We start from the raw sequence: 23,214 nt of genomic DNA on the forward strand, positions 1-23,214 counted from the left end.
TCTCTAGTTTATTTCCACTCTGTTATTACATCTAAAGGCAAGCGGACAGATGGATAGCCCTGGTCGGCGGCTTTGCCGATTGAGATCAGCATGACGGGATAAAAACGATCCTTGTCCAGATCAAATGCTTCGGCAATACGGTCTTTTTCATATCCGCCAATCGGATTCGTATCATAGCCATGTGCGCGAGCCGCGAGCATCAGCTGCATGGAGACGAGACCTGCATCAATAAGGAACATCTCTTTTTTCTGCTCATTTGTCATCGTTTTGACAAGGCCGCTGATTGCCGGAACCTGCTGGTCTCTTACTTCCGCTGGCATGAAACCTTTTTCCACGGCAGTATTATAAATGGTTTCCAAATACTCCTCACTCTTCATGTCAACAAATACGGCAACAACAGCTGCAGAGGATGCGACTTGTCTTTGGTTGAATTTTGCTAATGGGGCCAGCGTTTCTTTCCCCTCATTAGAATCAATCACGACAAAACGCCATGGCTGCAAATTAACAGATGAAGGAGCTAAAGTAGCTTCCTCGAGGATTTCAGCCATTTCTTCTTTGCTGATTTTTACAGTCGGGTCATAATTCCTGATGGAACGTCGTCCTGTGATGATTTCTTTAAAGTCGTTGATTTTTAGTTTATTCATGATGTACACTCCTTTTTGATTCTCGTGATGTGTGGTTAAATCTCTTCTATATTCTCCTGAATTCGGGTTAGTATATCGAGAAGTTTGGAACTTTCCTCTTCTGAAAAACCCTTTAGGACATTGGTTATGAACCGTTGTTTCTCCTCGCAGTAGGCAGCCACTTTCCGTTTTCCCTCATCGGTAAGCTGCACATAGGTGAAACGGTTATCCTCAGGGTTTTTTCTGCGGATGACCATCCCGTTTTCTTCAAGCTGTTTGAGATGCCTCGTTACGGCAGCATGATCGATATTCACCTTTTTCTGAAGGGCCCTCTGGGTAATTTCCTCTGCATAAAAAAGTTCCCTTAGTATCTCAAGCCGCGATTGGCTGATGCCAGTACAGCGTTCAAACTTAGACGTTAATTTTTTATTTAACTCAAACATCCGTTGAAAGATTAATTCTTCATCCTTGCTGCATTCGTACAAATACAACCGCCGCCTTTAAATGATTGATGGGTCAATTATTGATACGTCAACTAATATAATACGCTTTTAATAGGAAGTCAAATGGTAGAACATGGGGACGGTTCTTCTGTTTCAATTCCGACCCTAAAAGGAACACGGGTATCAACACTTTGTATTTCATTTTTCCCAAAAAGGAACACGTGAATCACCTTTTTATTTTTCCCAAAAAGGAACACGGGAACCATCCCATTGTGTTTCATTTTCCCCAAAAAAACACCTGTATTTATCCCTATGTTTTTCACTTGAACCAAATATGGAACGCAAGAACCGTCCCCATGTTCACTTTCAACCAAAATTGAAACGCGAGAACCGTCCCCTGTATTTACTGGTAAAACGTTGTACTTTTGTAAAAAAATAGTTGTTTGGGGATTGGGCTTTCCATTAGTATTAAGGGTGGAATAGGTATAAAGGAGGGGTCGTGTTTGCTGGAAATTAGGGATTTATCGAAGCAGTACAGTGGGAAGACAGCTGTTGATTCGCTTTCTTTTTCGGTTTCGCCAGGGGAAGTGTTTGGTCTCTTGGGACGGAATGGAGCGGGGAAGACGACGACGATTAAAATGATGCTTGGTCTTGTTGCGCCTGATGGGGGCACGGTCAAGTGGAACCATAAAAATGGATTGGGGCATGTTTCATACGGCTATTTGCCGGAAGAGAGAGGGCTCTATCCAAAAACGAAGGTGATTGACCAGCTTACATACTTTGCGAAGCTTGAAGGCCTGGGGAAGCAGGAAATCAAGAAAAGCATCGATTACTGGATTGACAGATTCGATATCGGTCATTATCGGAATAAGCTTGCTGGCGACCTGTCAAAGGGGAACCAGCAGAAGGTCCAATTGGTCGCGACTCTTTTGCATAATCCTGAATTGATCATTTTAGATGAGCCTTTCAGCGGATTGGATCCGGTGAATACGAATCTGCTGACGGAGGTCATTTTAGAGGAAAAAGAAAAGGGCAAGGTCATCCTTATGTCCAGCCACCAGATGGACCAGGTCGAGAAATTCTGTAAACAGGTGGTCCTTATGAAGGAAGGAAAGGCGATCATCGCCGGTGACCTTGCAACTGTAAAAAATTCCTATGGCATGATGTATTTATCTCTGTTTGGAGATGTCAGTCGCCTAGGAGCCTTCTGCTCGGCGAATGGTCACGCTTATGAACAGGATGGGAAGCGAGTCATTGTTTCATTAGAACAGGATCAGGATCCCCTTGCGATTTTGACTCGATTGAAGCAGGAAGGCGTGGACGTCAACGAGGTTACCTATCTCCAGCCGACGCTTCACCAAATTTTCGTTGATAAGGTGGGATCCTAAATGAATCCTTTAGGCACAGCGTTTTTGTTTCATTTTAGAGAACAGCTCCGGTCAAAGGGTTTCAGGATTACGTCCATCGTCATGTCGGCCGTCATTTTGGGGTTCTTTGCTTACAATCACTTCATGTCAAAAGAAGAAGAAGTAATGATTTCGGTCATCAATAATTCTTCCTATGAAGTGAATGAGGACGCGCTCGGAAAAATGATCGATGGGCTGAAATATAAGGAAGTTAAAGCGGATCAGCTGGATGCTGAAAAGGAAAAAATCAAGGAGCAGGATATTGATCATTTAATCGTGATTGATGAAAAAGATTCACTTCCTGTCCTGAATTATTCCTATCATCGCTATCCAGATCCAAATGTTATTTATGCCTTCTCGACGATTTTACAGCCGCAGTATCTGCAAAAGGTTGCAGCTGAGCACTCCATTTCCCAGGAAGCTGTTGGCGACCTGTTTGCCACGATTCCTGTAGAGAAAAACATGCTTGCTGAGAATAACGGCAGTCTCGGAATTGTGTATGTGTTCATTTTCCTGATGTATACATTCATTATTATGTTCGGCCAGGGAATCGCGATGAGCATCACAGGGGAAAAATCGACCCGGGTCATGGAAGTCATGATCACGAAAATCAAGCCGGTTTATATGCTGTTTGCCAAGGTACTCTCCAATCTGGCAGCAGGCCTGATTCAGGTCTCGATTTTCTTCCTAGCGGGATACCTTGCGTATTTGCTGGGATGGATCAACACAGACCAGCTCAGCATTTTCGGTTTCTCCTTTGATTTATCGCAGATTGATGCAGCACTCATCATTATTTTCATGTTTTTCTTTGCCTGCGGCTATCTTGTGTATGCGCTCTGCTATGCAGCACTAGGATCCGTTATTTCACGGACAGAGGACCTTGGCAGTGTCGTCGGGCCAGTGATGATGCTCGTCATGGGTGCCTTGATGGTCGGCATCAAAACGATGATGGACCCAACTGGTGCGCTTGTAACGTTCGCTACTTACTTCCCATTTTTCTCTCCCATTGTCGCGTTTTCAAAGTACGTAATGGGCGAACTATCAACAGCGGAATTAATAGGGAGCGGAGCCGTGCTCGTTGCTTCGATTATGCTGATCGTCTACCTGGCTTCCAGCATTTATGTAAAAGGAGTCATGGTGTACGGAGAAAAATTCAAGTGGTCCCAGTTAGGTGAGATGATGAAAAAAGAGAAATCACAGAATTTGTAGTTCGTGAGAGTGCGGAACAAAGGGCTCTTTTAACTGACCGATTAGTAAGTGCTTTTTGCGCATGAAAAAGAAAAAACTCGCCACTGAATGATCGGCTATTGTTAGGTTCGTGTCTAACAACGGTCGTTCAGCATGGCGAGTTATCTTTTTACACTAGCTTATGGTTTTCTTGACTGGATAAAATAATTTACCCTCTTTTTCTCAAAGAAATAACTAATGCCAACAATCCTGCAATCAAAGCTCCAATAGAAAGGATAAGCGGGAGATTGCTTGTTTCCGTTTTTGCATCTGCGGCTTCTGCATGGTCATCAGCTGCAGCGTGATCCGTTTCTGAATCAGTTGATGTACTTCCATGTGAGTGTCCATGCTCAGACGTTCCATCAGCTGGATTCACTACAGTCACAGAAGCTGGCTTATCTGCATCAGGTGCACCAACCCATTCAACAACACTGCCATCGCTGTAAGTTTGATAAGCTTTCCAGATAATTTCTTTAGCATCATCCCCAACTTTTCCTTGCATGTTAAATTGGCCAAATTCAGTCGATGATAGACCTTTTCCTTCGGTTGTCCACGTAACACTCGTGATTTTTCCAGTATCGTCTTTTTGAACTTCGTATGTCCAGCCTGGTTTAGGCTCAAAGCGAGTAATATTCACATCTTCAGAAAATTTCACTTGGACTTTCGTTGTTTGAACCTCTTCATTTTCGGATGGAACACGGACAGTGAATACTTCATATTTTCCTTGTGATGTTTCCTGTGGCTGAACGTTTACATGCGCGCTTGCCGCACCAACAAAAAGAGTGATCGCACCAATCATTGAAATGGTGAATGTTAAAAGTTTTTTCATTTTGAAATCTCCTATATTTTCATTTTAATAAACAATGAAATCCTTATGGAATACCTTCTCATTGTCGTCTGAATCTACAATTCTAAGTTCGGCAGTCCAATTTCCTTCCAGCGGCAGATAGGTACCATTGATCTTGTATTGAACATTCTTTGACGGGTCGATATCGGTAAAAGGCACTTGAATCGGTTCGATTTCCGTGTTGTCTTTATAGATTAGGAACAGCTCGATCCGTTTAATCTCAATTTTTTCTTTATGCGAATTTGCTGTGACTTTGAAATGATTGTACCCAGGTGTCTTGGGTGAGATCGACGTTGTAAAATCAATGTTATGATCTTGATTTTTCCATTCCAATGGTTCGTTTTCCGGAAGTGGATTCAAGTGCGTTAAGACACCAACAATTCCTAAAATGATGATCATCACACTAAAATCGATTTTGACCAAGCTGCCGACCGGATCTTCTTTTTTCTTTTTCATCGTGTTGCGTAAAAGTGCGCCAATGACGAAAACAAGCAGAACTAAGGCGATTTTAACCAAAAGCAATTTTCCCCATAGTGCATGGAGCAGATAATTCAGCTGCGGCAAGAAGATTAACGTGTAAGCTATTCCCGTTACAATCAGGATCAGGATACTGATTAAGGCAACCTGCGAAAAGAATGGAAGGAATTGTCTAACGTGTTCCCTCTGCTTTTTCCAGTAGGTTAGGATATACAGCAGACCTCCTGCCCATATGGCGGCTGCAAGTAAATGGACGACATCCAATTGAAGCGACATCGAGCGGATTTCCGGTTCAAAGGCTGCAGCATGTCCGTTAAAACTCTTTGCCGTCAGGATCATCATTACCCACACTAGATCAACCGCTTTGAAACGAAGCAGGAGTGGAAACCCTGCTAGAGATAATAGCACAGTGGCGACTAAAGAAATCCCGACTGTTGTGCCTGTTAAAATCGACCTGATTTCGGTCAGTGTCCAGTGATCAAGTATTTCTGACAATTGTACAAATCCCAGTCCAACGGTGGTTATGAACAGCGCAATTTGTAAATGTAAGGCCCTCTGTCTAAAAGTGGACTTGATTTCGTCCTTTTCTAAATTATGTATGGTCCCCCATACAATCCAGCCAGTCGTCATGATTAATGCAATGTAAAAAAGAATTCTTACCAACGACGTAAAAACATTAACCGCTGCTGAACTCTCTTGTTTTTCTAAAACAAGTTGGTTAATATCTCTTTTTAAAACTGTTTTTTGCCCTATTGAAACGACATAAGAACTCTTAACCGGATGACCATCCGCTGAAATGACACTATAGGATATGACATAATTTCCGTCAGGCAGATCAGGCAAAGATTGCTTTATCGATTTTTGATCTTTACTCATCTCCGGTTTTCGTTTCCCGACTCTTTCCCCATTTTCATTAAAAACCTTAATTGAAAAGAGTTCGTTTTCAAGTCTTTCATCGAATGACAGAACTATTTCCTTCGGCGGGGCTTTTAATTCACTATCCGGGGCAGGCTCAGCCATCTTTAGCGATGCATGGGCAAAAACTTCTTGCGGCACCATGAAAATGAAAAATAGAGAACATATAATGAAAAGATTTCTTATGGCAGTTCGCTTGCTAACGATAAATATCACCTACCTCTTTAAAATCCACATACCCTAGAGTGTATCATTTATAGCTTTAAAGAATCAATGAAACATTTATGGCAAAATCAGGCCCGCGCTAATTTTACTGGTCCAGTAGGGGAATAAACTTCCATAGCATCTCCGATTATTTTATTAAAATATCATATTGAAATAAGCAATATTCTGGTGTTATAATGTGATAGCGTGATAATATGCTAATATGGTAACGTACTAAAGTGTTCTATAAAAATATTAAAAGGTGGTCATCATAGATGAAACGTTTTGCGACGATGCTTATTTTACTAGCATCAGTATTGGCGATTTTTACAGGCTGCTCGAATTCTTCTGAAAAAGAGAACAGCGACGATAAAGCACTTGTAATCGGAATCGATGATAAATTTGCTCCAATGGGATTCCGCGATAAAGATAACGAGATTGTCGGTTTTGATATTGACTATGCTCGTGCTGCAGCAGAAAAAATGGGGAAAGAAGTGAAATTCCAGCCAATCGACTGGCAGACAAAAGAAGCTGAGCTTAGCAGCGGCAGGATTGACTTGATCTGGAACGGGTACACTATCACAGATGAACGTAAGAAAAAGGTGCTTTTCACAAAGCCTTACTTGAAAAATGCACAGGTAGTTGTGACACTTGCTGATTCAAAGCTTGCTAAACTTGATGATTTAGAAGGCAAGGTTGTCGGCTTGCAATCTCTTTCTTCCGCTTCAGACGCGCTTGACGCTTCTCCTGTAAAAGAAAAGGTCAAAACCGTGACGGAGTTCTCTGACAATGTACAAGCTCTATCAGACTTGAAGAGCGGCAGAATTGATGCCGTAATCATCGATGAAATCGTCATCGACTATTACATGACGAAAGAGAAGGAATCTTTCAAGGTTCTTGATGAATCTCTTGCTCCTGAAGAATACGGTATTGGTGTTAAAAAAGGAAACGAAGAATTACTTGAAAATCTTCAAAAAGCGCTTGATGAAATGAATGAAGATGGAACAGCAGCTAAGATCTCTGAAAAATGGTTCGGTGAAGATAAAGTATTGAAGTAAATATAAGGCAAAGCAGGGTTTCCAGCAGGAAGCCTGTTTTGTTTTTGGAGGAATCTTTCTATGTCTTTTGATTACATTACATCCATACTTGGGCCAATGCTTGAAGGGGCGCAGATGACCGTCCTGTTGTTTGTGATCGCGATTGTTTTGTCGATCCCTCTCGGATTCCTTCTGACGCTTGCTGTTAAAAGCGACTTAAAGCCTTTATCATGGCTGGCTCAAGCCTATATATACGTGATGAGGGGAACCCCTCTGTTATTGCAATTATTATTTATTACCTTCGGGCTTCCGATGCTTCCGGTCATTGGTGAATATTTTGTTCTCGACAGATTTGTCGCTGCCAGCCTAGGTTTTGTCCTGAACTATGCTGCTTACTTTGCGGAGATTTTCCGCGGCGGGCTTCTTGCCATTGATAAAGGACAATACGAGGCATCCAAAGTGCTTGGGTTGAGTAAATGGCAGACGACAACGAAAATCATTTTGCCGCAAATGTTCCGTGTCGCACTACCGGCAGTGGCAAATGAATCCGTGACTCTCGTAAAAGACACAGCCTTGCTTTACGCAGTAGCCGTGCCGGAATTGCTGCACTTTGCGCAAACAGCTGTAAACCGCGATTTCACGATCGTGCCGTTTTTCGTCGCAGGTGTAATCTATCTGATGATGACGCTTGTTTTAACATTGGTATTTAGATGGATTGAACGACGTTTCAAATTTGAATAAGAAGGATTGGTTAAGATGGCAATCATAGAAGTATCCAACCTTAAGAAGTCATTTGGGACACTCGAAGTCCTGAAAAATATAACGTTTAATGTAGAAAAAAATGAAGTGGTAGCAGTCATCGGGCCCTCAGGTTCAGGGAAGAGCACGATGCTCCGCAGTCTGGTGCACCTTGAGGAAATAAATGGCGGGACAATCAAAGTCTCTGATGAGTACTTGGTCAACAATGGCCTGTACGCCAAGCCGCAGGATTTGAAGAGAATCACCTCGAAAATGGGGATGGTCTTCCAGCACTTCAATCTATTCCCGCATTTGACCGTCAAAGAAAACCTGGAACTGCCGCCTCGCCTGGTCAAGAAAGAGCCAGCTGCTGTTATCCAGGAGCGCAGCGCAGATCTTTTAGATAAAATCGGCCTGACGAAATGGGCAGGTGCCTATCCTGCCAACCTGTCTGGCGGACAAAAACAAAGGGTAGCCATTGCAAGAGCACTGATGATGAATCCCGAAATCCTCTTGTTCGACGAGCCAACGTCCGCACTGGATCCCGAACTGACAGGCGAAGTCCTGCAGGTCATGAAAGACTTGGCAGAAGAGCAAATGACCATGGTCGTCGTCACCCATGAAATGGGCTTCGCCCGAGAAGTAGCCGACCGAGTCGTCTTCATGGACAACGGCGAAATCATCGAATCCGGCCACCCATCCGAGTTGTTCACGAATCCTAAGAACGAACGCACAAAAGCCTTTTTAAATAAAAGTTACAAATAGAACCAAGAGCTTAATCCATATGCGGATTAAGCTCTTTTTTGTACATGGGGACGGTTCTTGTGTTCCTTTTTTTATGGTGAGTCGAATACTTCATTTTGTAACTGCGAGTGGTAATGGTGTGGGTGGTGGCTCATGACTATTCAGAGCGGAAAAAGTCCAAGAGTGGTTATCTGAGATGTAATTAGAACAATTTATATGAAAATCAGTATCTGCTATTCTTCAATAATCCTACTTAGAACAATTCAAAAGTCAAAAATCATAAAAGGTTGTTTGGAAAAAGGTCATTGGAACAATGAAAGGTCGAAAAAGCTGCTCCGGATGTTCCAATAGAGGCCATTGGAACAATGAAAGGCTGAAAAAGACCATCCCGATGTTCCAATAGGGGTCATTGGAACAATGAAAGGCTGAAAAAATCCATCCCGATGTTCCAATAGAGGTCATTGGAACAATGAAAGGCTGAAAAAGGCCATCCTGATGTTCCAATAGAGGTCATTGGAACAATGAAAGGTCGAAAAAGCTGCTCCCGATGTTCCAATAGAGGTCATTGGAACAATGAAAGATCGAAAAAGCTGGTCCCGATGTTCCAATAGAGGTCATTGGAACAATGAAAGGGCGAAAAAGAATCTCTCGATGTTCCAATAGGGGTCATTGGAACAATGAAAGATCGAAAAGGCTGGTCCCGATGTTCCAATAGAGGCCATTGGAACAATGAAAGGCTGAAAAAGACCATCCCGATGTTCCAATAGAGGCCATTGGAACAATGAAAGGCTGAAAAAGACCATCCCGATGTTCCAATAGGGGTCATTGGAACAATGAAAGGCTGAAAAAGACCATCCCGATGTTCCAATAGAGGTAATTGGAACAATGAAAGGGCGAAAAAGCTGCTCCGGATGTTCCAATAGAGGCCATTGGAACAATGAAAGGCTGAAAAAGACCATCCCGATGTTCCAATAGAGGTAATTGGAACAATGAAAGAACAAAAAATCCCTCCCGCTGTATCAATAAAAGTCATTGAAACAACTCCGAAGAAAAACCAACCCAAAATTATTTCAATCAGGTCGATGGGAATTCATATCGGAAAACAGTGAAGCCAAAGGGATGACAAATAAAACCGCGTGATACCTATAAACCTAAGCTTTACATTCTCTTAATAATAACCTTACGTTTGATTAATACCTCCTTTACCTTTGTTTTATATCATTAGTCTTGTAAAACAAAACAAAACAAACAAAAACAAACTCAGGAGGCATGTTCTGATGAAAAAGAGTTCAATGATAAAGATTGCTGCAGCAGGCATATTATCTGTTTCACTGTTTACCGGCTGTTCCAAAGGTGAGGAAAAGACAAATGCAGCGGTGTCTAGCAACCTTTCACTTGAAGACATCACAAAGAACGCTAAAGCTGAAGGTGAAGTCAACTCAGTGGGCATGCCAGATTCATGGGCAAACTGGAAAGGTACTTGGGAAGATCTAAATTCAAAATATGGAATCAAACATACAGATACAGATATGTCCAGTGCAGAAGAGCTGGCAAAGTTTGAATCAGAAAAAGAAAATGCTACAGCCGATATTGGTGATGTTGGCGCGTCATTCGGCCCATTAGCGGCGGAAAAGGGGCTGACCCTTCCATATAAAACATCTCATTGGGATGACATTCCTGATTGGGCCAAGGATAAGGATGGAAACTGGATCATTGGCTACACAGGAACCATCGCTTTCATTACTGATAAAAACAATGTAAAAAACCCTCCAAAATCATGGAAGGACATTGAAAACGGTGATTATAAGGTTGCCATTGGCGATGTGTTAAAAGCGAGCCAGGCACAATTCGGGGTACTGGCAGCAGCTTATGCAAACGGCGGAGATGAAAAGAATATCCAGCCAGGTGTGGATTATTTTGAAAAACTGGCAAAGCAAGGCCGCCTGCAAACGAATGATATCAAATTGACGGCACTCGAAAAAGGTGAGGTTGATGTAGCGGTTGTTTGGGATTTCAATGCATTGGGATACCGCGATCAAATTGATAAGGACCGCTTTGATGTCGTCATTCCTGAAGAAGCTTCTGTTGTTTCAGGCTATGCAACTGTGATCAACAAAAACGCAAAGCACCCACATGCGGCAATGCTTGCACGTGAGTACATTTTATCTGATGAAGGACAAGCAAACCTTGCTCGAGGATATGCGCGCCCAATCCGTGAAAATGTGAAGCTTCCGGAAGATGCAAAGGCGAAACTGCTTCCAAGTGATATGTACAATAATGCAAAACCAGTCGAGGACAGCAAGGCATGGGACGAGGGAATGTCACAGCTTATGCAACTATGGCAGCAGAAGGTGTTAATGAATGTCAAATAAACTTGCTTTTATCATGCTGGATGGACTGCGGTTTGATACCGCAGCCTCCCAAATGGGATATATGCACCATCTGATCGAAATGGGAAAAGCGTCAAGGTTCAAGGTAAAATCCGAACTGCCGAGCCTTTCTCGTCCGCTTTACGAGGTGTTACTGACTGGGACACCTGTGTATCGAAATGGCATTACAACCAACCAGACCGTTCGTCTGTCACATGAAGAAAGCATCTTCCATCTGACAAGCAAAAATGGGCTGAAGAACGCAACGGCTTCTTATTACTGGGTCAGTGAGCTGTACAACAGTGCTCCGTTCAATAAAATGACAGACCGTGTCCAATTAGAAACGGACAAACCGATCCAGAATGGGATGTTTTATTGGGAAGATCATTATCCAGATTCGCATCTATTCTCAGATGCTCACTTTCTATTAAATCGATACAACCCGGACTTCCTGTATGTCCACTCGATGAATATCGATGATGATGGGCACAAGTTTACGGCGGATTCAAAAGAATACCGGAATCGGGCGATCGCTGCGGATATCGTGCTGGCGAGCGTGCTGCCGAAATGGATGGAAGCAGGTTATCAAATAATCGTAACCGCGGATCATGGGATGAATGATGACGGACAGCACGGAGGAACGACGACGGCTGACCGCGATGTACCATTATTCATTGTCAGTGATAAGCTTGAGCCCGGTATGTATGAGGAAGAAATCCCTCAGCTGCAGATTGCGCCATTAGCTTGCGAGCTGCTGGGCATACAGCCATCTGAGGCGATGCAAAAATTGTCCTTGCCAAATTTAAAAAAGGTGTCTTCTTAGAAGGCACCTTTTTGTCTTAAAAAGGCTGTTGTCTTAAAAAACCTTTTGTCTTAAAAAGATAGTTGTCAAAAAAACTATTGTCTTAGAAAGAGTGAGTCTAAAAAAGAGTGTTGTCTATAAAAAGGCTATTTTCTTATAAGGATCGGATCATTCACACAAAGGGGTTTTTCAATTGAGAAAAGTAAATGGAATGCTTTTGGCTAGTCTCATTCCGTTTCTCCTCCTGATCGTACTATTTTTATTTGTTCCGTTAGTGTTCATGATTTATGGAAGCTTTCAGGCGGATGGAGGAACAGGGTTTTCATTCAGTCAATATGCTGTGATTTTTCAGGATGCCTACTACCATCAGGCATTTAAAAATAGTATTTTGATTTCGTTAGTATCAAGCTTGATTGCGATTCTGTTTGCAGTCTTTGCTACTTATTCGATTACGATGTTTTCGGGGGAAATCCAAAACCGGGTGCTGACCTTTGCAAACCTGACTTCCAATTTTGCGGGGATCCCGCTAGCGTTTGCCTTTATTGTCCTTTTAGGGAACAGCGGATTGTTCACCTTGTTGTTCAAGCATTTAGGCTGGGAAACGCTAAGTTCATTTAACGTTTATTCCTGGTCGGGCCTCGTGCTGATTTATATCTATTTCCAGCTGCCGCTTGCTGTTATGCTCCTGTTCCCGGTTTACCAGGGAATCCAGGCGCAATGGAAGGAAGCGGCCTCCCTGCTCGGAGCGAACACTCTGCAGTTCTGGCTGAAGATTGGCATTCCGGTGATCATGCCGAGCATTGCCGGTACATTCAGCATCCTGTTTGCCAATGCGATGGGCGCTTATGCTTCTGCCTATGCCTTGACGGGCAGCACATATAATCTTGTGACGATTCGAATCGGTGCATTGACAGCTGGCGATATTTTTGCGAAGCCTGAGCTTGGCAGCGCGATTGCAGTATTGCTAGGATTGACGCTTGTCGCTGCGATGCTGATCAATGAGTGGTTAACAAGCAAGGTTCGGAGGGATTTATCGTGAAAATGAAAAGACCATTTTTCCATTACCTGACGATTGGAGCAGTCCTTCTCTATTTGCTGGTGCCGCTCCTTGGAACACTCGTTTACTCCGTTTCGACTAAATGGAATAAGACCGTTTTACCGGAAGGATTCACCTTCCACTGGTATGCTGAACTATTTGGAGACCCGGCTTTCGTTGAGTCCATGGGCAGGTCACTTATCCTTTCTGTTGGTGCGACGGCACTTTCACTTGTCATCATGGTACCGGCGATTTTCTCGATTGTTGTGTACGCACCTCGGCTCGAGAAGTTCATTCAGGCCTTGATTGTCCTGACGTATGCAATGCCCGGCGTCATCATTGCAGTCGGCTTGATCAGAGCTTATTCAAACAGCGGAATCTCAATGGTGCTGGTTACGGTAGGGGCCTATTTTGTCGGCATTCTTCCTTATATGTATCAGGGAACACGGAACAGCTTGAGGAATATTCATGCGGTATCGCTTATGGAGGCGGCAGAGCTGTTAGGAGCAAGCCAGCTGTCGGCTTTTAAAAACGTTATCCTGCCAAACATCATGCCAGGTGTTCTCGTCTCCGCGCTGCTTTCCTTCTCGATTTTGTTCGGAGAGTTTGTGCTCGTGAACCTGCTTGTCGGCGGAAGCTTTGAGACGGTACAGGTGTATTTATACAAAAAGCTAAATGAGAGCGGGCATATTGCCAGTGCGATTGTCGTCTGCTATTTTATCTTGATCAGCGTTCTTTCGATCGTGATTATAAAATTAACTTCCTCAAAAAAGGAGACGGTGTGATATGAGTTATGTAAGTATTGAAAACATCAGTAAAGCATTCAATGGGCAAACCGTACTGCACGATCTTAGCCTTTCTTTTAACGAGGGAGAATTTGTAACGTTGCTCGGCCCAAGCGGATGCGGTAAAAGTACACTATTGCGCACCCTGGCAGGCTTGATTCATCCAGAGGACGGAGCCATTAAGATCGATGGGAACGATGTGACAAACCTGAAGGCGAAGGACCGGCAAATCGGGATGGTGTTCCAATCCTATGCGCTTTTTCCGAATATGACCGTTGCGGAAAACATTGCCTTTGGACTGAAAATGAAAAAGCTCGATAAACATACAATCCAGCAAAAAGTAGGGCGCATGGTTGAGCTGGTGGGCCTATCCGGTAAGGAAGCCTCCTATCCAAGGCAATTGTCAGGCGGCCAGCAGCAGCGTGTGGCATTAGCACGTTCACTCGTCACCGAGCCGAAGGTGCTGCTCCTTGATGAGCCGTTGAGCGCCCTTGATGCCCAAATCCGTAAAAATCTGCAAAAACAGCTGAAATCCATCCAGCGTGAATTGAACATGACCACTGTGCTTGTCACCCATGACCAGGAGGAAGCAATGGCCGTCAGTGACAGGATCTATATTTTAAACGGCGGACGTATTGCCCAGAGCGGAACGCCGCATGAGATTTATACAAAGCCTGCCAATGAGTTTGTCGCAAGGTTCATCGGTAACTACAACGTTTTAAAAGGGGATGAACTTGCGTCGGTGACACAGGGCAGCGAGTTCACGAATAGCCTGTATGCGGTCCGTCCTGAAGCCCTCAGAGGAGAAATCATTGAAGGCGGCTACGAAATTTCTGGTAAAATTGAAAAGGTCATGATGCTCGGAAATGTGACCCGTTATGAACTTGTTTCCCACGGTGTTGCTGTAACAGCAGAACATTTGCACAAAACGGATGAGGTTGTGCAGGAGGGAGCCATCAAGACGCTTTATATTGATAAAAAGGATGTGATTCCACTGACATGAACCTCTTGTCAACGGAACGCCACGACTACATTTTAGGCCAGCTGGAAAAAAAGAAGAAAATCCTTGTCGCTTCCCTTGCGGCTGAGCTTGGGGTCACCCCTGAAACAATCAGAAGGGATCTCGATATTCTTGAAAAAGAGAAGAAACTGCAGCGAGTCCATGGCGGAGCTGTCAGGTTTCATCAGACAAAGGACGAACCCCATTTTTCAAAGAAAATGAGTGTCAGGACCGCGGAAAAAATGGCGATCGGCCGAAAAGCAGCGGAGTTCATCAAGGATGGAGATACCATCATGATGGATGTCGGGACGACGACGGTCCATCTGGCAGATGCGATTTCAGACGTGCAGGGAGTCACCATCGTGACCAATTCTCTCGCGGCTGCAGAAATTTTGAATCACCGTTTAGAAAACAAAGAATTTGACGGCAAGGTCATCGTACTCGGCGGCGTTACCATCCCCGAGCAAAAATCGATTGTTGGTTCATTGACCTGCAAGATGCTCGATTCCTTCCGTTTTGATAAAGTCTTCCTGTCCTGTGGGGGAATGACAATCACAGACGTGAGCGATTTTGATTTTGAAGAATGCATCGTTTCAGCTTCCATGGTCGAACGGGCAAACCAGGTCTTCCTGCTTTCCGATGCGTCTAAGATCGACCATCAGTCCTTTTATAAAATCTGTCCATTAACAACTGTCGACTATGTCATTTGCAATCAGGAAATGCCTGCATCATGGAAAGAAAAAGATTTGGACACCATGCTCCAATGGATTACAGCGAGAGGTGGCGAACAGCATGAAGGTTGACTATCATTTACATCTAGAAGAAGGTCCTTATTCACTAAGATGGCTTGACCGCACGAACCAGGCTTTAGACCATTTCGAGCCGCTGGATGAAGAAAAGCATACTCTCCCATGGCTGGAGAAAAGCATGGAACGTTTGGCAAAACGAATGCAAAATGGTGCCTATGATGCCGCATGGCTGGATCTCTATTTGGAAGAGGCCAAGCGGAAGGGACTGAGCGAGGTAGGAATCGTGGATCACCTTTACCGTTTTAAAGAAACGCGAGCCTATTTTGAGAAATACCTGGATTTGAGCGATACAGAAATTGGCCGGAAGCAGCAGGTCTGGCTTGATCAGGTCATGACAGAATCGATGGCCGATTTTGTGGCAGCGATAAATGAAGCCAAGCCGCGATGGGCAGAGGAAGGGATCACCCTGAGGCTCGGGATCGAGGCAGATTATTTTCCCGGAAGCGATGAAGAGCTGAAGCAGCTCCTTGGAAAATTCGAATGGGATTACGTCATCGGCTCTGTACACTATATCTATGGCTGGGGATTTGACAATCCAGAGACGAAAGAGCAATTTGAAAATTACAATCTGGCAGATTTATATAAAAATTTTTTCAAAGTAGTAGAAGAAATGATCCGGAGCGGAATCTTTCAATTCGTGGCACATCTCGATAACCTGAAAGTATTCAATTACCGCCCAGACGAAGCATTGCTAATGCCGCTCTACGAAAAAATCGCACAAGCGCTCGTAGAAACCGACACTGCAACGGAAATCAACGCAGGCCTATACTATCGATATCCCGTACAAGAAATGTGCCCAAGCCCTAAGTTTCTAGACGTATTAATAGAAGCAGGAGTCCCATTCACCACATCATCCGACTCCCACTTCCCCGACGACATCGGCGCATACATCGACCAAAACACCAACACCCTGCTGCAAAAAGGAATCACCAAAATCGCCACCTTCCAAAACAAGCAGCGAACCATGAAACCCCTCGGATGAAACAAGGCGAACATGGGGTGCGAACATGGGGACGGTTCTCATGTTTCATATGAAAACTAGAGTGAAACAAAAGAACCGTCCCCATGTTTCAACTATAAACACGTAGGTGACTATATAAAAAAGCCGGCAGAAGAAAGGAACCTGCCGGCAAAATCACGATTTTATATTTTCTCCCGGTAGGGCATGTAAGGCGGAATCGGGACATTTATGATGGATAATGGTATTTCTAGCGTTTGCCCCATGGAGATTTGGTAATCGTTTGTGAGGCTGTTTGCTTCTTTTAAATCGGTAACGGACAAACCGTATTGTTCGGCAATGTATTCGAGTGACTCGCCGTCATCCACTTTATGCTCCTGGCGGATTTTTTCTATTTTACAGGCTGATTGCTTGAACACTGGTTGTTTGGATAGCGGGTCTGTGAAATCAGCGGTCAGCTCGTTTGCCGCCTCTTTTTTCTCCCAGCTTCCAAAGTGGAAGGGAACGAACACTAATCCTTTTTGGACGGAGTCTCCAACTCGGGCGGGAACCTGGATCCATCCCCTTGGTGAAGAGACTTTGACGGTCTCCCCTTGGACAATCGATAATGCTTTTGCATCCTCCGTATTGATTTCCACGTAGCCGTGCTGCGCTGCTACGTGAAGGTGAGGGGAGCGGGCGGTTTTCGTCCGGGTATGCCAATGCCATACAAGCCGGCCCGTTGTCAGCCAAATTGGATATTCATCATTAGGCTGTTCAGCAGGCTCCAAGTAATGGGTTGGATGGAGTATGGCTCTACCGTTTGCATTCTTCTGTTCAAATTCTTCCTTTGTCAAAGCACGGCCTGTAAACTGATCCTTTCCGAAGCTTTGTGTATAATCCACTGTTGTCGAGAAGTTAAAATCAGCATAAAGCCTTGGTGTCCCTTTAGATTGTTCATCTTTAACCGGCCAGCGAAGCCCTCGTTCCTTTTCAAGCCGATCATAAGACATTCCTGTTATGTCGCAAGGACGTCCCTTGGAAACCCTTTTAAATTCCTCGAAACATTCTTCAGGTGTGGTGTAAGTGATGAGCGGGTTGCCATCTTTATCTTTAAAATCCATCCTTCTGGCAAAATCAAGCAGGATATCAAAATCGGACTTTACACCTTCGGGCGGTTCGACAGCCTTTCTGACAATGTTGATCGTACGGTCTGCGTTCTCCATCGTCCCTTCTTTTTCACCCCACAATGCTGCAGGCAGCACCACATCTGCAACGGCAGTCGTTTCTGTTAAAAATGGATCCTGGACGACGACGAAGGTATTCTCCATCGCTTTTCTGGCACGCTGTCGGTTTGGCAGGGAAACCATGGAGTTTGTGCCAATATTCCAGAATAAGCCTATCTCTCCTTTTTCAATCATCGAAATTTGCTCTTCAATTCCTTTTTCCGGCCCGACTGGCAGGGTCATCATATCAACATTCCATAGTTCAGCGATCTCTCGAATATGTTTTGGATTTGAATGGTTGCGCTGAGCAGGGTAGGTTCCAACTCCTCCAGCTGTCCGGTTTGCTGACGAGCTCGGCTGCCCGGCCATATGAAGGGGACCAGATCCCGGCTTGCCAATTAAACCGCGTATTAAATGTAAATTATTGATACCAACGCATGCTGTTGTAGCATCAGCACTTTGGAACGTTCCCTGGAGAGTGGTGGAGACTAAGGAAGCTGTTGTTCCTAATTGGTGTGCAGCTTTTTCAAGCGTTTCAATCGAAATTCCCGTCACCTTCGAAGTTTTATCGAGGTTCCAATCGGCTACTGAAGCCTCCATTTCTTCGAAGCCAATTGTATGGTTGCTGATAAACTCCTCATCTACGTTTCTACTTTTTAAAATTTCGTTTACCAGCCCATTTAACAATGCGACATTGGTGCCTGGATAAAGCTGAAGATGAAGGTCCGCTTCCTTCGCTGTTAACGTTTTTCGTGGATCGACAACGATCAAATAAGGCTTGCCGGTCTTTTGCTTCCGCTCCATGATTCTCTCAAATAAAACCGTACCCGTCTCGGCTACATTATGACCGAACAGCATTAACGTATCGGTTTCATCTATATCATCAAAAGAAGCAGGGGTGCCATCTGCACCAAATGATTGCAGCAGACAAAACTCAGTTGTCGCTGTACAAAGTCTCGTATTGGCATCAAGTAAATGCGTCTGCAGCCCTGCTCGTCCAATTTTTGCGATTGAATAGTAATCTTCCATAAAACCCTGTCCAGTAGAGTAAATCGCGATGCTGTTCGTTCCTTTTTCCTTTATTGATGCCTTTGCCTTTTCGGCGATCAGATTCATGGCTTCATCCCAGGAGGCAGGTTTCAGCTTTCCATCAGCATCCCTGATCAACGGTGTTGTCAGCCTGTCCGTACTGTTATTGGCGTACCACTGGTTTTCCCCTTTAGGCCCCAGTCTTCCACGATTGGTCGGATGGTCTCCGTTTCCTTTAATACCGACTATTTTTCCATCTTTTACAGCAGTGTAGCAGCCGCAACCTACTGAACAAATGTTGCAGGTGCTATAAACCCACTTATCGACTTCCCCCTGACTGTAAACATTCATGTCAATTCTTTCATTTTGCCAAGCCATGTCCGATCCCTCCTAGCGAAGCGTCGGGATATAAAAGGACGGTACGACGAACTTTATATCTTCCGCTCCGTAAATATTCTCCAATTCAAGGGCAGCCTCTTCGAGATTTTCTTTCATCTTTTTAAATAATGGTTCCAAGTCAGAAGCTACATCCTTTGCAGGGAGCTTCATCCAATTCACAGCACGTTTCCATGCTTCGAACGTTGGCATTGCAATCTCATGATCATGATACACAATACTGATCCATTCTCTGATTACAGACAGCTTTGCGTTTTCTTCATCTCGTAATTCTGGCAAAAGCTTTTCAAGTGTGGCTCTTTGCTCTGTTAATATGGCTTTTAATCTGGCCAGTAAAGGATGTTCGTATTGATTCACACCATCAAGCACCGTATCTGTTTGGCTCAAAACATCCGAAAACAAACGCTCAAGCTTGGACATCTTCGCACCCGCTTTCAAAAATTCTTCTCCTTATCATCAATTCCCTTAATGATTTTTGTATAAACGAGATGAATTCATGGGGACGGTTCTCATGTTTCAATTGAAAACTTGAGTGAAACAAAAGAACCGTCCCCGTGTTCCTGAAACTTTGTGATTGACTTACTCGATGTGTGATGATAAATTAATCTCATTGGAAAACTCGGAATTAAATTTTCTTTTTCCGATTTACTGATAAAAAGGCTGTTTTTGTGGGAAATTAACTGCAAATTATGGTTGAAATTTAGGAGGATGTTAAATGAAGAAATTATCATTTCTTTTAGTGTTGATATTGTCTGCTGTTCTGCTTGTCGCAGGCTGCGGAACGCAGGAAAGCAAGAAGGATGACGTTCCTCAAGGGAAGGATGCTTCTGATAAGGAAAATGCTGTTCTTGCAAAGATTGAAAAGGAAGGAAAGCTTCTTGTTGGGACAGAGGGCACATACCCGCCGTTCACTTTCCATGATGAGAGCGGAGAACTGACAGGCTTTGATGTTGAGATTGCGAAGGAAGTAGCCAAGAGACTTGGTGTTAAGGCTGACTTCAAGGAAACTCAATGGGATGCGATGTTTGCCGGCCTTGATGCAAAGCGTTTTGATATGATTGCCAACCAGGTAGGAATCAAGCCTGAACGTGAAGAAAAGTATGCGTTCTCTAACCCGTATATTACATCTACAGGAGTTCTGATCGCTCACGAGGACAATACTGACATCAAGGGCTTTGAAGATTTGAAGGGTAAAAAAGCAGCACAATCGATGACGAGCAACTATGCGACTATGGCGAAAGATAATGGCGCAGAAATCGTTGGGGTGGAAGGCTTCAACCAGGCGATTGAGTTGATTATGTCTAAGCGTGCCGATGTTACGATTAATGACAACCTTTCTTTCCTTGATTTTAAGAAGGCAAAGCCAGATGCGAAGGTTAAAATCGTTGCAGAAAGCGAAGATGCTTCAAAGAGCGGCTTGATGTTCAGGAAAGACAGCGAAACACTTGTTGAAGCTGTAAACGGCGCTCTTGCTGATATGATCTCTGACGGTACGTATGACAAAATCTCCAAGAAGTGGTTTGGTGAAAATGTACTTGAATAATATCTTTGCCGACCCGGAAAAATTGGCGAGGCTGACGGAAATTGCCCAAAATTCATTGGTCCCCCTCCTGCAGGGGGCTATTTTTTACACCATCCCGTTAACGCTGATTTCATTCGTGTGCGGTTTGGGGCTGGCCATTCTGACGGCACTTGCGCGGATATCGGATGTAAAAATCCTGCAGATCATTGCCAGGGTATACGTATCAGCGATTCGTGGAACACCGTTGCTTGTACAGCTATTCATCCTGTTCTATGGTTTGCCGACCATCGGAATCGTGATCGATCCATGGCCGTCCGCAATCATCGGCTTCAGCCTGAATGTAGGGGCGTATGCGTCTGAAATCATCAGGGCTGCGATCCTATCGATTCCGAAAGGGCAATGGGAAGCGGGCTATTCCATCGGCATGAGCAGCAGGCAGGTGCTGAGAAGAATTATTTTTCCACAGGCAACAAGGGTGTCCATCCCGCCATTATCGAATACGTTTATTAGTCTTGTAAAAGATACATCTCTTGCATCAATGATTCTTTTAACAGAAATGTTCCGCCGGGCGCAGGAAATTGCTACCACGAATTATGAATTCCTTTTACTCTACACGGAAGCCGCACTCATTTACTGGGTGATCTGTTTCATCCTTTCCATCGCCCAGGGAAGAATCGAATCTAGGCTGGACCGGTATGTATCAAGGTAAACCAGAGAGGAAAGGAGGATCTTCATGATATCAATTAATGGCTTAAAAAAATCATTCGACCAGCTGGAAGTTTTAAAAGGAATTGACCTGGATATCGAGAAAGGGAAGGTCGTCGTCATTATTGGCCCATCCGGATCTGGTAAAACCACGTTTCTCCGCTGCCTGAATGTCCTTGAAACACCTACAGAAGGCAGAATCACAATTGGCGAACAGAGAATGGACTTTTCGGCAAAGGCTGCGCCAAAAGCTGTTTCCTCCTTCCGCCGCCTGACAGGGATGGTTTTTCAAGGGTATAACCTGTTCCCGCATATGACGGCGCTGGAGAATGTGATGGAAGGGCCGGTTACGGTAAAAAAAGAGCCGAAGCTCAAGGCGCGCCAGAAAGCGGAATACTTCCTTGAGAAAGTCGGGCTCTCCGACAAAAAGGATTATTACCCGTTCCAGCTATCAGGAGGCCAGCAGCAGCGAGTTGGGATTGCGAGGGCGCTTGCGATGGAACCAGAAGTCATGCTGTTCGACGAGCCAACATCTGCCCTGGATCCAGAACTGATTGGCGAGGTATTGAAGGTCATGAAAAATCTCGCCAACGAGGGCATGACCATGGTCGTCGTCACCCATGAAATGCGCTTTGCAAAAGAAGCAGCCGATGAAGTCATCTTCATGGACGGCGGCGTCATCGTCGAACGCGGAAAACCCGAAGAAATCTTCACCAATCCAAAAGCCGAACGGACAAAACAATTTCTGCGTATGATCCAGTAAGGAAGCATGGGGACGTTTCTCATGCTTCCTTTTTGTGTTTAATGAAGCGCAAGATACGTCCCCATGCTTCATAGGTTAGATAGGATAAGGTGAAGACGAGAAAGGCGTCGAGGATGTTCAGGATTAGGTGATGGGAGCTTTGCTGTAGTCCTAATTTTTTGAACATCATGTCGTTGAGATCGATGAAGAAAACATGGATTGCATAGATTCCGAGGGCGTTGCCGCCAATTCTGGTGATGAATGACCCTTTTCCAAGCTGCGGGCTGCTTAGTGCGAATGAAAAAAGAAAAACGGTAAGGAAAATCGTTGATAGAAAGTATTCCCCATGCTTTGCTTCCAGCGTTTTTTCCAGTGCATACCCTTCAGCAAATTGCAGGGCGGAGAAGCAGATAAACCAAAACAAGTATATCTTCGTATTCAATGACCGGATGTTTGGCTTAGCAAAGGCAAACCAGAATCCTAAAGTCGTATAAAACAGACTTATGTATAAGGCGGCCCGGGTCGTGCTGACTGGCAATGGGTCGAAAATGGAGTAGGATTGTCCAAACAGACCCAATAGATTGAGGCAGAACCCGATGACCAGCAGCAGCTTTATCTTTTTCATTCTGTAAAAGAAGTATAAAATGACCGTACTCCATACCAGCGAAATCACAAACCACAATTGATAGCCGCTTGTCCCTTGCCCGTAGTAAAAGAGATTCAGCGGGGTTAATCTCTCTATATATTTGGCCAACTCGATTTTCACATGATGATTCCCGATCAAAATCTTCATGACATCATAAGCCATATAAAAAACAAGCCAGGTAAAATAGATTTTAAGGATTTTTATGGTGTATTTTTTAAAATAGGCCAATGATTTTGGGTTATTGATTACCTTTAATCCGAACAAATAGCCAGAGGCTGCAAAGAAAAAAGGCACTGCAAACCTGGCGAAATTATCGAGAATGAAGTATCCAAGCTGATTGTCGCTCGGAAATGTGTGGATGACCACAACCGCCAGGATGGCAAAGAATTTTATAAAATCGATCGCGTAGTTTCGCTCCATTTATCTGCCTCGAATCTTATTTATAATCGGTGCTTATATTATTTCCTGATTGTGGGGTCTTTATTTTTCAGGATTTGTTAAACTTTATTGTTTGATAAACAGACGAAAAATGGAGGGAACCGTAATTGA

At 44.2% G+C, this 23,214-nt stretch carries 22 protein-coding genes; 15 read left to right on the forward strand and 7 right to left on the reverse strand.

Features of this window, described 5'->3' with window-relative positions:
* Positions 1–8 precede the first annotated feature (8 nt).
* Positions 9–644 carry a nitroreductase family protein gene (locus tag AABM38_RS03165; RefSeq protein WP_423409095.1) on the reverse strand — a complete coding sequence of 212 codons (636 nt, stop codon included), beginning with the start codon at positions 642–644 and terminating at the stop codon, positions 9–11.
* Positions 645–679: 35 nt separating this feature from the next.
* The gene (locus AABM38_RS03170; RefSeq protein WP_423409096.1) at positions 680–1,108 is read right to left on the reverse strand and encodes a MarR family winged helix-turn-helix transcriptional regulator; all 429 of its coding nucleotides are present in this window, start codon (positions 1,106–1,108) and stop codon (positions 680–682) included.
* A 461-nt stretch (positions 1,109–1,569) separates the two neighbouring features.
* Between AABM38_RS03170 and AABM38_RS03175 the strand changes: the two genes are divergently transcribed.
* Both AABM38_RS03175 and AABM38_RS03180 read left to right on the forward strand, forming a co-directional pair.
* Positions 1,570–2,454 (forward strand): ABC transporter ATP-binding protein, encoded by an 885-nt coding sequence (locus AABM38_RS03175; RefSeq protein ID WP_423409097.1) that lies wholly within the window; start codon positions 1,570–1,572, stop codon positions 2,452–2,454.
* Positions 2,455–3,681, forward strand: a complete 1,227-nt coding sequence (locus tag AABM38_RS03180) for an ABC transporter permease (RefSeq protein WP_423409098.1) — start codon at positions 2,455–2,457, stop codon at positions 3,679–3,681. It abuts the gene before it with no gap.
* A 187-nt stretch (positions 3,682–3,868) separates the two neighbouring features.
* On the opposite strand, the gene AABM38_RS03185 is transcribed toward AABM38_RS03180, so the two are convergent.
* Both AABM38_RS03185 and AABM38_RS03190 read right to left on the reverse strand, forming a co-directional pair.
* Entirely contained in the window at positions 3,869–4,528 is a 660-nt protein-coding gene (locus AABM38_RS03185; protein ID WP_423409099.1) for a YcnI family protein, read from the reverse strand.
* A gap of 24 nt (positions 4,529–4,552) precedes the next feature.
* Positions 4,553–6,154, reverse strand: a complete 1,602-nt coding sequence (locus AABM38_RS03190) for a copper resistance CopC/CopD family protein (protein WP_423409100.1) — start codon at positions 6,152–6,154, stop codon at positions 4,553–4,555.
* Between the two features lie 263 nt (positions 6,155–6,417).
* Here AABM38_RS03190 and AABM38_RS03195 point away from each other — a divergent pair, with 263 nt between their 5' ends.
* The 10 genes from AABM38_RS03195 (at position 6,418) to AABM38_RS03240 (ending at position 16,444) form a co-directional block, all read left to right on the forward strand.
* Entirely contained in the window at positions 6,418–7,200 is a 783-nt protein-coding gene (locus tag AABM38_RS03195; RefSeq protein ID WP_423409101.1) for an amino acid ABC transporter substrate-binding protein, read from the forward strand.
* A 60-nt stretch (positions 7,201–7,260) separates the two neighbouring features.
* Positions 7,261–7,920, forward strand: coding sequence for an amino acid ABC transporter permease (locus tag AABM38_RS03200; protein ID WP_423409102.1), 660 nt, complete (start codon positions 7,261–7,263; stop codon positions 7,918–7,920).
* A gap of 15 nt (positions 7,921–7,935) precedes the next feature.
* Positions 7,936–8,682: an amino acid ABC transporter ATP-binding protein gene (locus AABM38_RS03205; RefSeq protein WP_423409103.1), complete on the forward strand. Its 747-nt coding sequence runs from the start codon at positions 7,936–7,938 to the stop codon at positions 8,680–8,682.
* 1,256 nt (positions 8,683–9,938) lie between these two features.
* Entirely contained in the window at positions 9,939–11,033 is a 1,095-nt protein-coding gene (locus AABM38_RS03210; RefSeq protein ID WP_423409104.1) for an ABC transporter substrate-binding protein, read from the forward strand.
* Positions 11,023–11,853 (forward strand): alkaline phosphatase family protein, encoded by an 831-nt coding sequence (locus tag AABM38_RS03215; RefSeq protein WP_423409105.1) that lies wholly within the window; start codon positions 11,023–11,025, stop codon positions 11,851–11,853. The genes AABM38_RS03210 and AABM38_RS03215 overlap by 11 nt, the downstream gene beginning before the upstream one ends.
* 172 nt (positions 11,854–12,025) lie before the next feature.
* Complete coding sequence (locus AABM38_RS03220) at positions 12,026–12,871, forward strand: ABC transporter permease (RefSeq protein WP_423409106.1); 846 nt, start codon at positions 12,026–12,028, stop codon at positions 12,869–12,871.
* 2 nt (positions 12,872–12,873) lie between these two features.
* Entirely contained in the window at positions 12,874–13,653 is a 780-nt protein-coding gene (locus AABM38_RS03225) for an ABC transporter permease (RefSeq protein ID WP_423410635.1), read from the forward strand.
* 1 nt (position 13,654) lies between these two features.
* Positions 13,655–14,656 (forward strand): ABC transporter ATP-binding protein, encoded by a 1,002-nt coding sequence (locus AABM38_RS03230; RefSeq protein ID WP_423409107.1) that lies wholly within the window; start codon positions 13,655–13,657, stop codon positions 14,654–14,656.
* Positions 14,653–15,456, forward strand: a complete 804-nt coding sequence (locus AABM38_RS03235; RefSeq protein ID WP_423409108.1) for a DeoR/GlpR family DNA-binding transcription regulator — start codon at positions 14,653–14,655, stop codon at positions 15,454–15,456. Before AABM38_RS03230 ends, AABM38_RS03235 begins: the two co-directional genes overlap by 4 nt.
* On the forward strand, positions 15,446–16,444 hold the full coding sequence (locus tag AABM38_RS03240; protein ID WP_423409109.1) for a histidinol phosphate phosphatase domain-containing protein: 999 nt from the start codon (positions 15,446–15,448) through the stop codon (positions 16,442–16,444). The genes AABM38_RS03235 and AABM38_RS03240 overlap by 11 nt, the downstream gene beginning before the upstream one ends.
* Before the next feature lie 161 nt (positions 16,445–16,605).
* Here AABM38_RS03240 and AABM38_RS03245 read toward each other — a convergent pair whose 3' ends face one another.
* Together AABM38_RS03245 and AABM38_RS03250 are read right to left on the reverse strand one after the other, a co-directional pair.
* Positions 16,606–19,032: a molybdopterin-dependent oxidoreductase gene (locus AABM38_RS03245; protein WP_423409110.1), complete on the reverse strand. Its 2,427-nt coding sequence runs from the start codon at positions 19,030–19,032 to the stop codon at positions 16,606–16,608.
* Between the two features lie 12 nt (positions 19,033–19,044).
* Positions 19,045–19,488, reverse strand: a complete 444-nt coding sequence (locus AABM38_RS03250; RefSeq protein WP_423409111.1) for a hypothetical protein — start codon at positions 19,486–19,488, stop codon at positions 19,045–19,047.
* A 277-nt stretch (positions 19,489–19,765) separates the two neighbouring features.
* On the opposite strand from AABM38_RS03250, the gene AABM38_RS03255 reads away from it, so the two are divergent.
* The 3 genes from AABM38_RS03255 to AABM38_RS03265 are packed head-to-tail and all read left to right on the forward strand — an operon-like array spanning position 19,766 to position 22,040.
* Positions 19,766–20,593, forward strand: a complete 828-nt coding sequence (locus tag AABM38_RS03255; protein ID WP_423409112.1) for an amino acid ABC transporter substrate-binding protein — start codon at positions 19,766–19,768, stop codon at positions 20,591–20,593.
* Positions 20,580–21,281, forward strand: coding sequence for an amino acid ABC transporter permease (locus AABM38_RS03260; RefSeq protein ID WP_423409113.1), 702 nt, complete (start codon positions 20,580–20,582; stop codon positions 21,279–21,281). The genes AABM38_RS03255 and AABM38_RS03260 overlap by 14 nt, the downstream gene beginning before the upstream one ends.
* A gap of 24 nt (positions 21,282–21,305) precedes the next feature.
* On the forward strand, positions 21,306–22,040 hold the full coding sequence (locus AABM38_RS03265) for an amino acid ABC transporter ATP-binding protein (RefSeq protein WP_423409114.1): 735 nt from the start codon (positions 21,306–21,308) through the stop codon (positions 22,038–22,040).
* 19 nt (positions 22,041–22,059) lie between these two features.
* On the opposite strand, the gene AABM38_RS03270 is transcribed toward AABM38_RS03265, so the two are convergent.
* Positions 22,060–23,085 (reverse strand): acyltransferase, encoded by a 1,026-nt coding sequence (locus AABM38_RS03270; protein WP_423409115.1) that lies wholly within the window; start codon positions 23,083–23,085, stop codon positions 22,060–22,062.
* Between the last annotated feature and the right edge of the window lie 129 nt (positions 23,086–23,214).

It is taken from the genome of Heyndrickxia sp. MSNUG (assembly GCF_049532715.1).
Taxonomy (GTDB): Bacteria; Bacillota; Bacilli; order Bacillales; family Cytobacillaceae; genus Mesobacillus.

Excerpts from the sequence above, each read along its gene's own strand:
- AABM38_RS03240 (WP_423409109.1), top strand. The coding sequence starts at position 15,446 with ATGAAGGTTGACTATCATTTACATCTAGAAGAAGGTCCTTATTCACTA.
- AABM38_RS03260 (WP_423409113.1), top strand. The coding sequence starts at position 20,580 with ATGTACTTGAATAATATCTTTGCCGACCCGGAAAAATTGGCGAGGCTG.
- AABM38_RS03205 (WP_423409103.1), top strand. The coding sequence starts at position 7,936 with ATGGCAATCATAGAAGTATCCAACCTTAAGAAGTCATTTGGGACACTC.
- AABM38_RS03185 (WP_423409099.1), bottom strand. The coding sequence starts at position 4,528 with ATGAAAAAACTTTTAACATTCACCATTTCAATGATTGGTGCGATCACT.
- AABM38_RS03235 (WP_423409108.1), top strand. The coding sequence starts at position 14,653 with ATGAACCTCTTGTCAACGGAACGCCACGACTACATTTTAGGCCAGCTG.
- AABM38_RS03270 (WP_423409115.1), bottom strand. The coding sequence starts at position 23,085 with ATGGAGCGAAACTACGCGATCGATTTTATAAAATTCTTTGCCATCCTG.
- AABM38_RS03230 (WP_423409107.1), top strand. The coding sequence starts at position 13,655 with ATGAGTTATGTAAGTATTGAAAACATCAGTAAAGCATTCAATGGGCAA.
- AABM38_RS03245 (WP_423409110.1), bottom strand. The coding sequence starts at position 19,032 with ATGGCTTGGCAAAATGAAAGAATTGACATGAATGTTTACAGTCAGGGG.
- AABM38_RS03225 (WP_423410635.1), top strand. The coding sequence starts at position 12,874 with ATGAAAAGACCATTTTTCCATTACCTGACGATTGGAGCAGTCCTTCTC.
- AABM38_RS03180 (WP_423409098.1), top strand. The coding sequence starts at position 2,455 with ATGAATCCTTTAGGCACAGCGTTTTTGTTTCATTTTAGAGAACAGCTC.
- AABM38_RS03195 (WP_423409101.1), top strand. The coding sequence starts at position 6,418 with ATGAAACGTTTTGCGACGATGCTTATTTTACTAGCATCAGTATTGGCG.
- AABM38_RS03200 (WP_423409102.1), top strand. The coding sequence starts at position 7,261 with ATGTCTTTTGATTACATTACATCCATACTTGGGCCAATGCTTGAAGGG.
- AABM38_RS03255 (WP_423409112.1), top strand. The coding sequence starts at position 19,766 with ATGAAGAAATTATCATTTCTTTTAGTGTTGATATTGTCTGCTGTTCTG.
- AABM38_RS03210 (WP_423409104.1), top strand. The coding sequence starts at position 9,939 with ATGAAAAAGAGTTCAATGATAAAGATTGCTGCAGCAGGCATATTATCT.
- AABM38_RS03215 (WP_423409105.1), top strand. The coding sequence starts at position 11,023 with ATGTCAAATAAACTTGCTTTTATCATGCTGGATGGACTGCGGTTTGAT.
- AABM38_RS03265 (WP_423409114.1), top strand. The coding sequence starts at position 21,306 with ATGATATCAATTAATGGCTTAAAAAAATCATTCGACCAGCTGGAAGTT.
- AABM38_RS03165 (WP_423409095.1), bottom strand. The coding sequence starts at position 644 with ATGAATAAACTAAAAATCAACGACTTTAAAGAAATCATCACAGGACGA.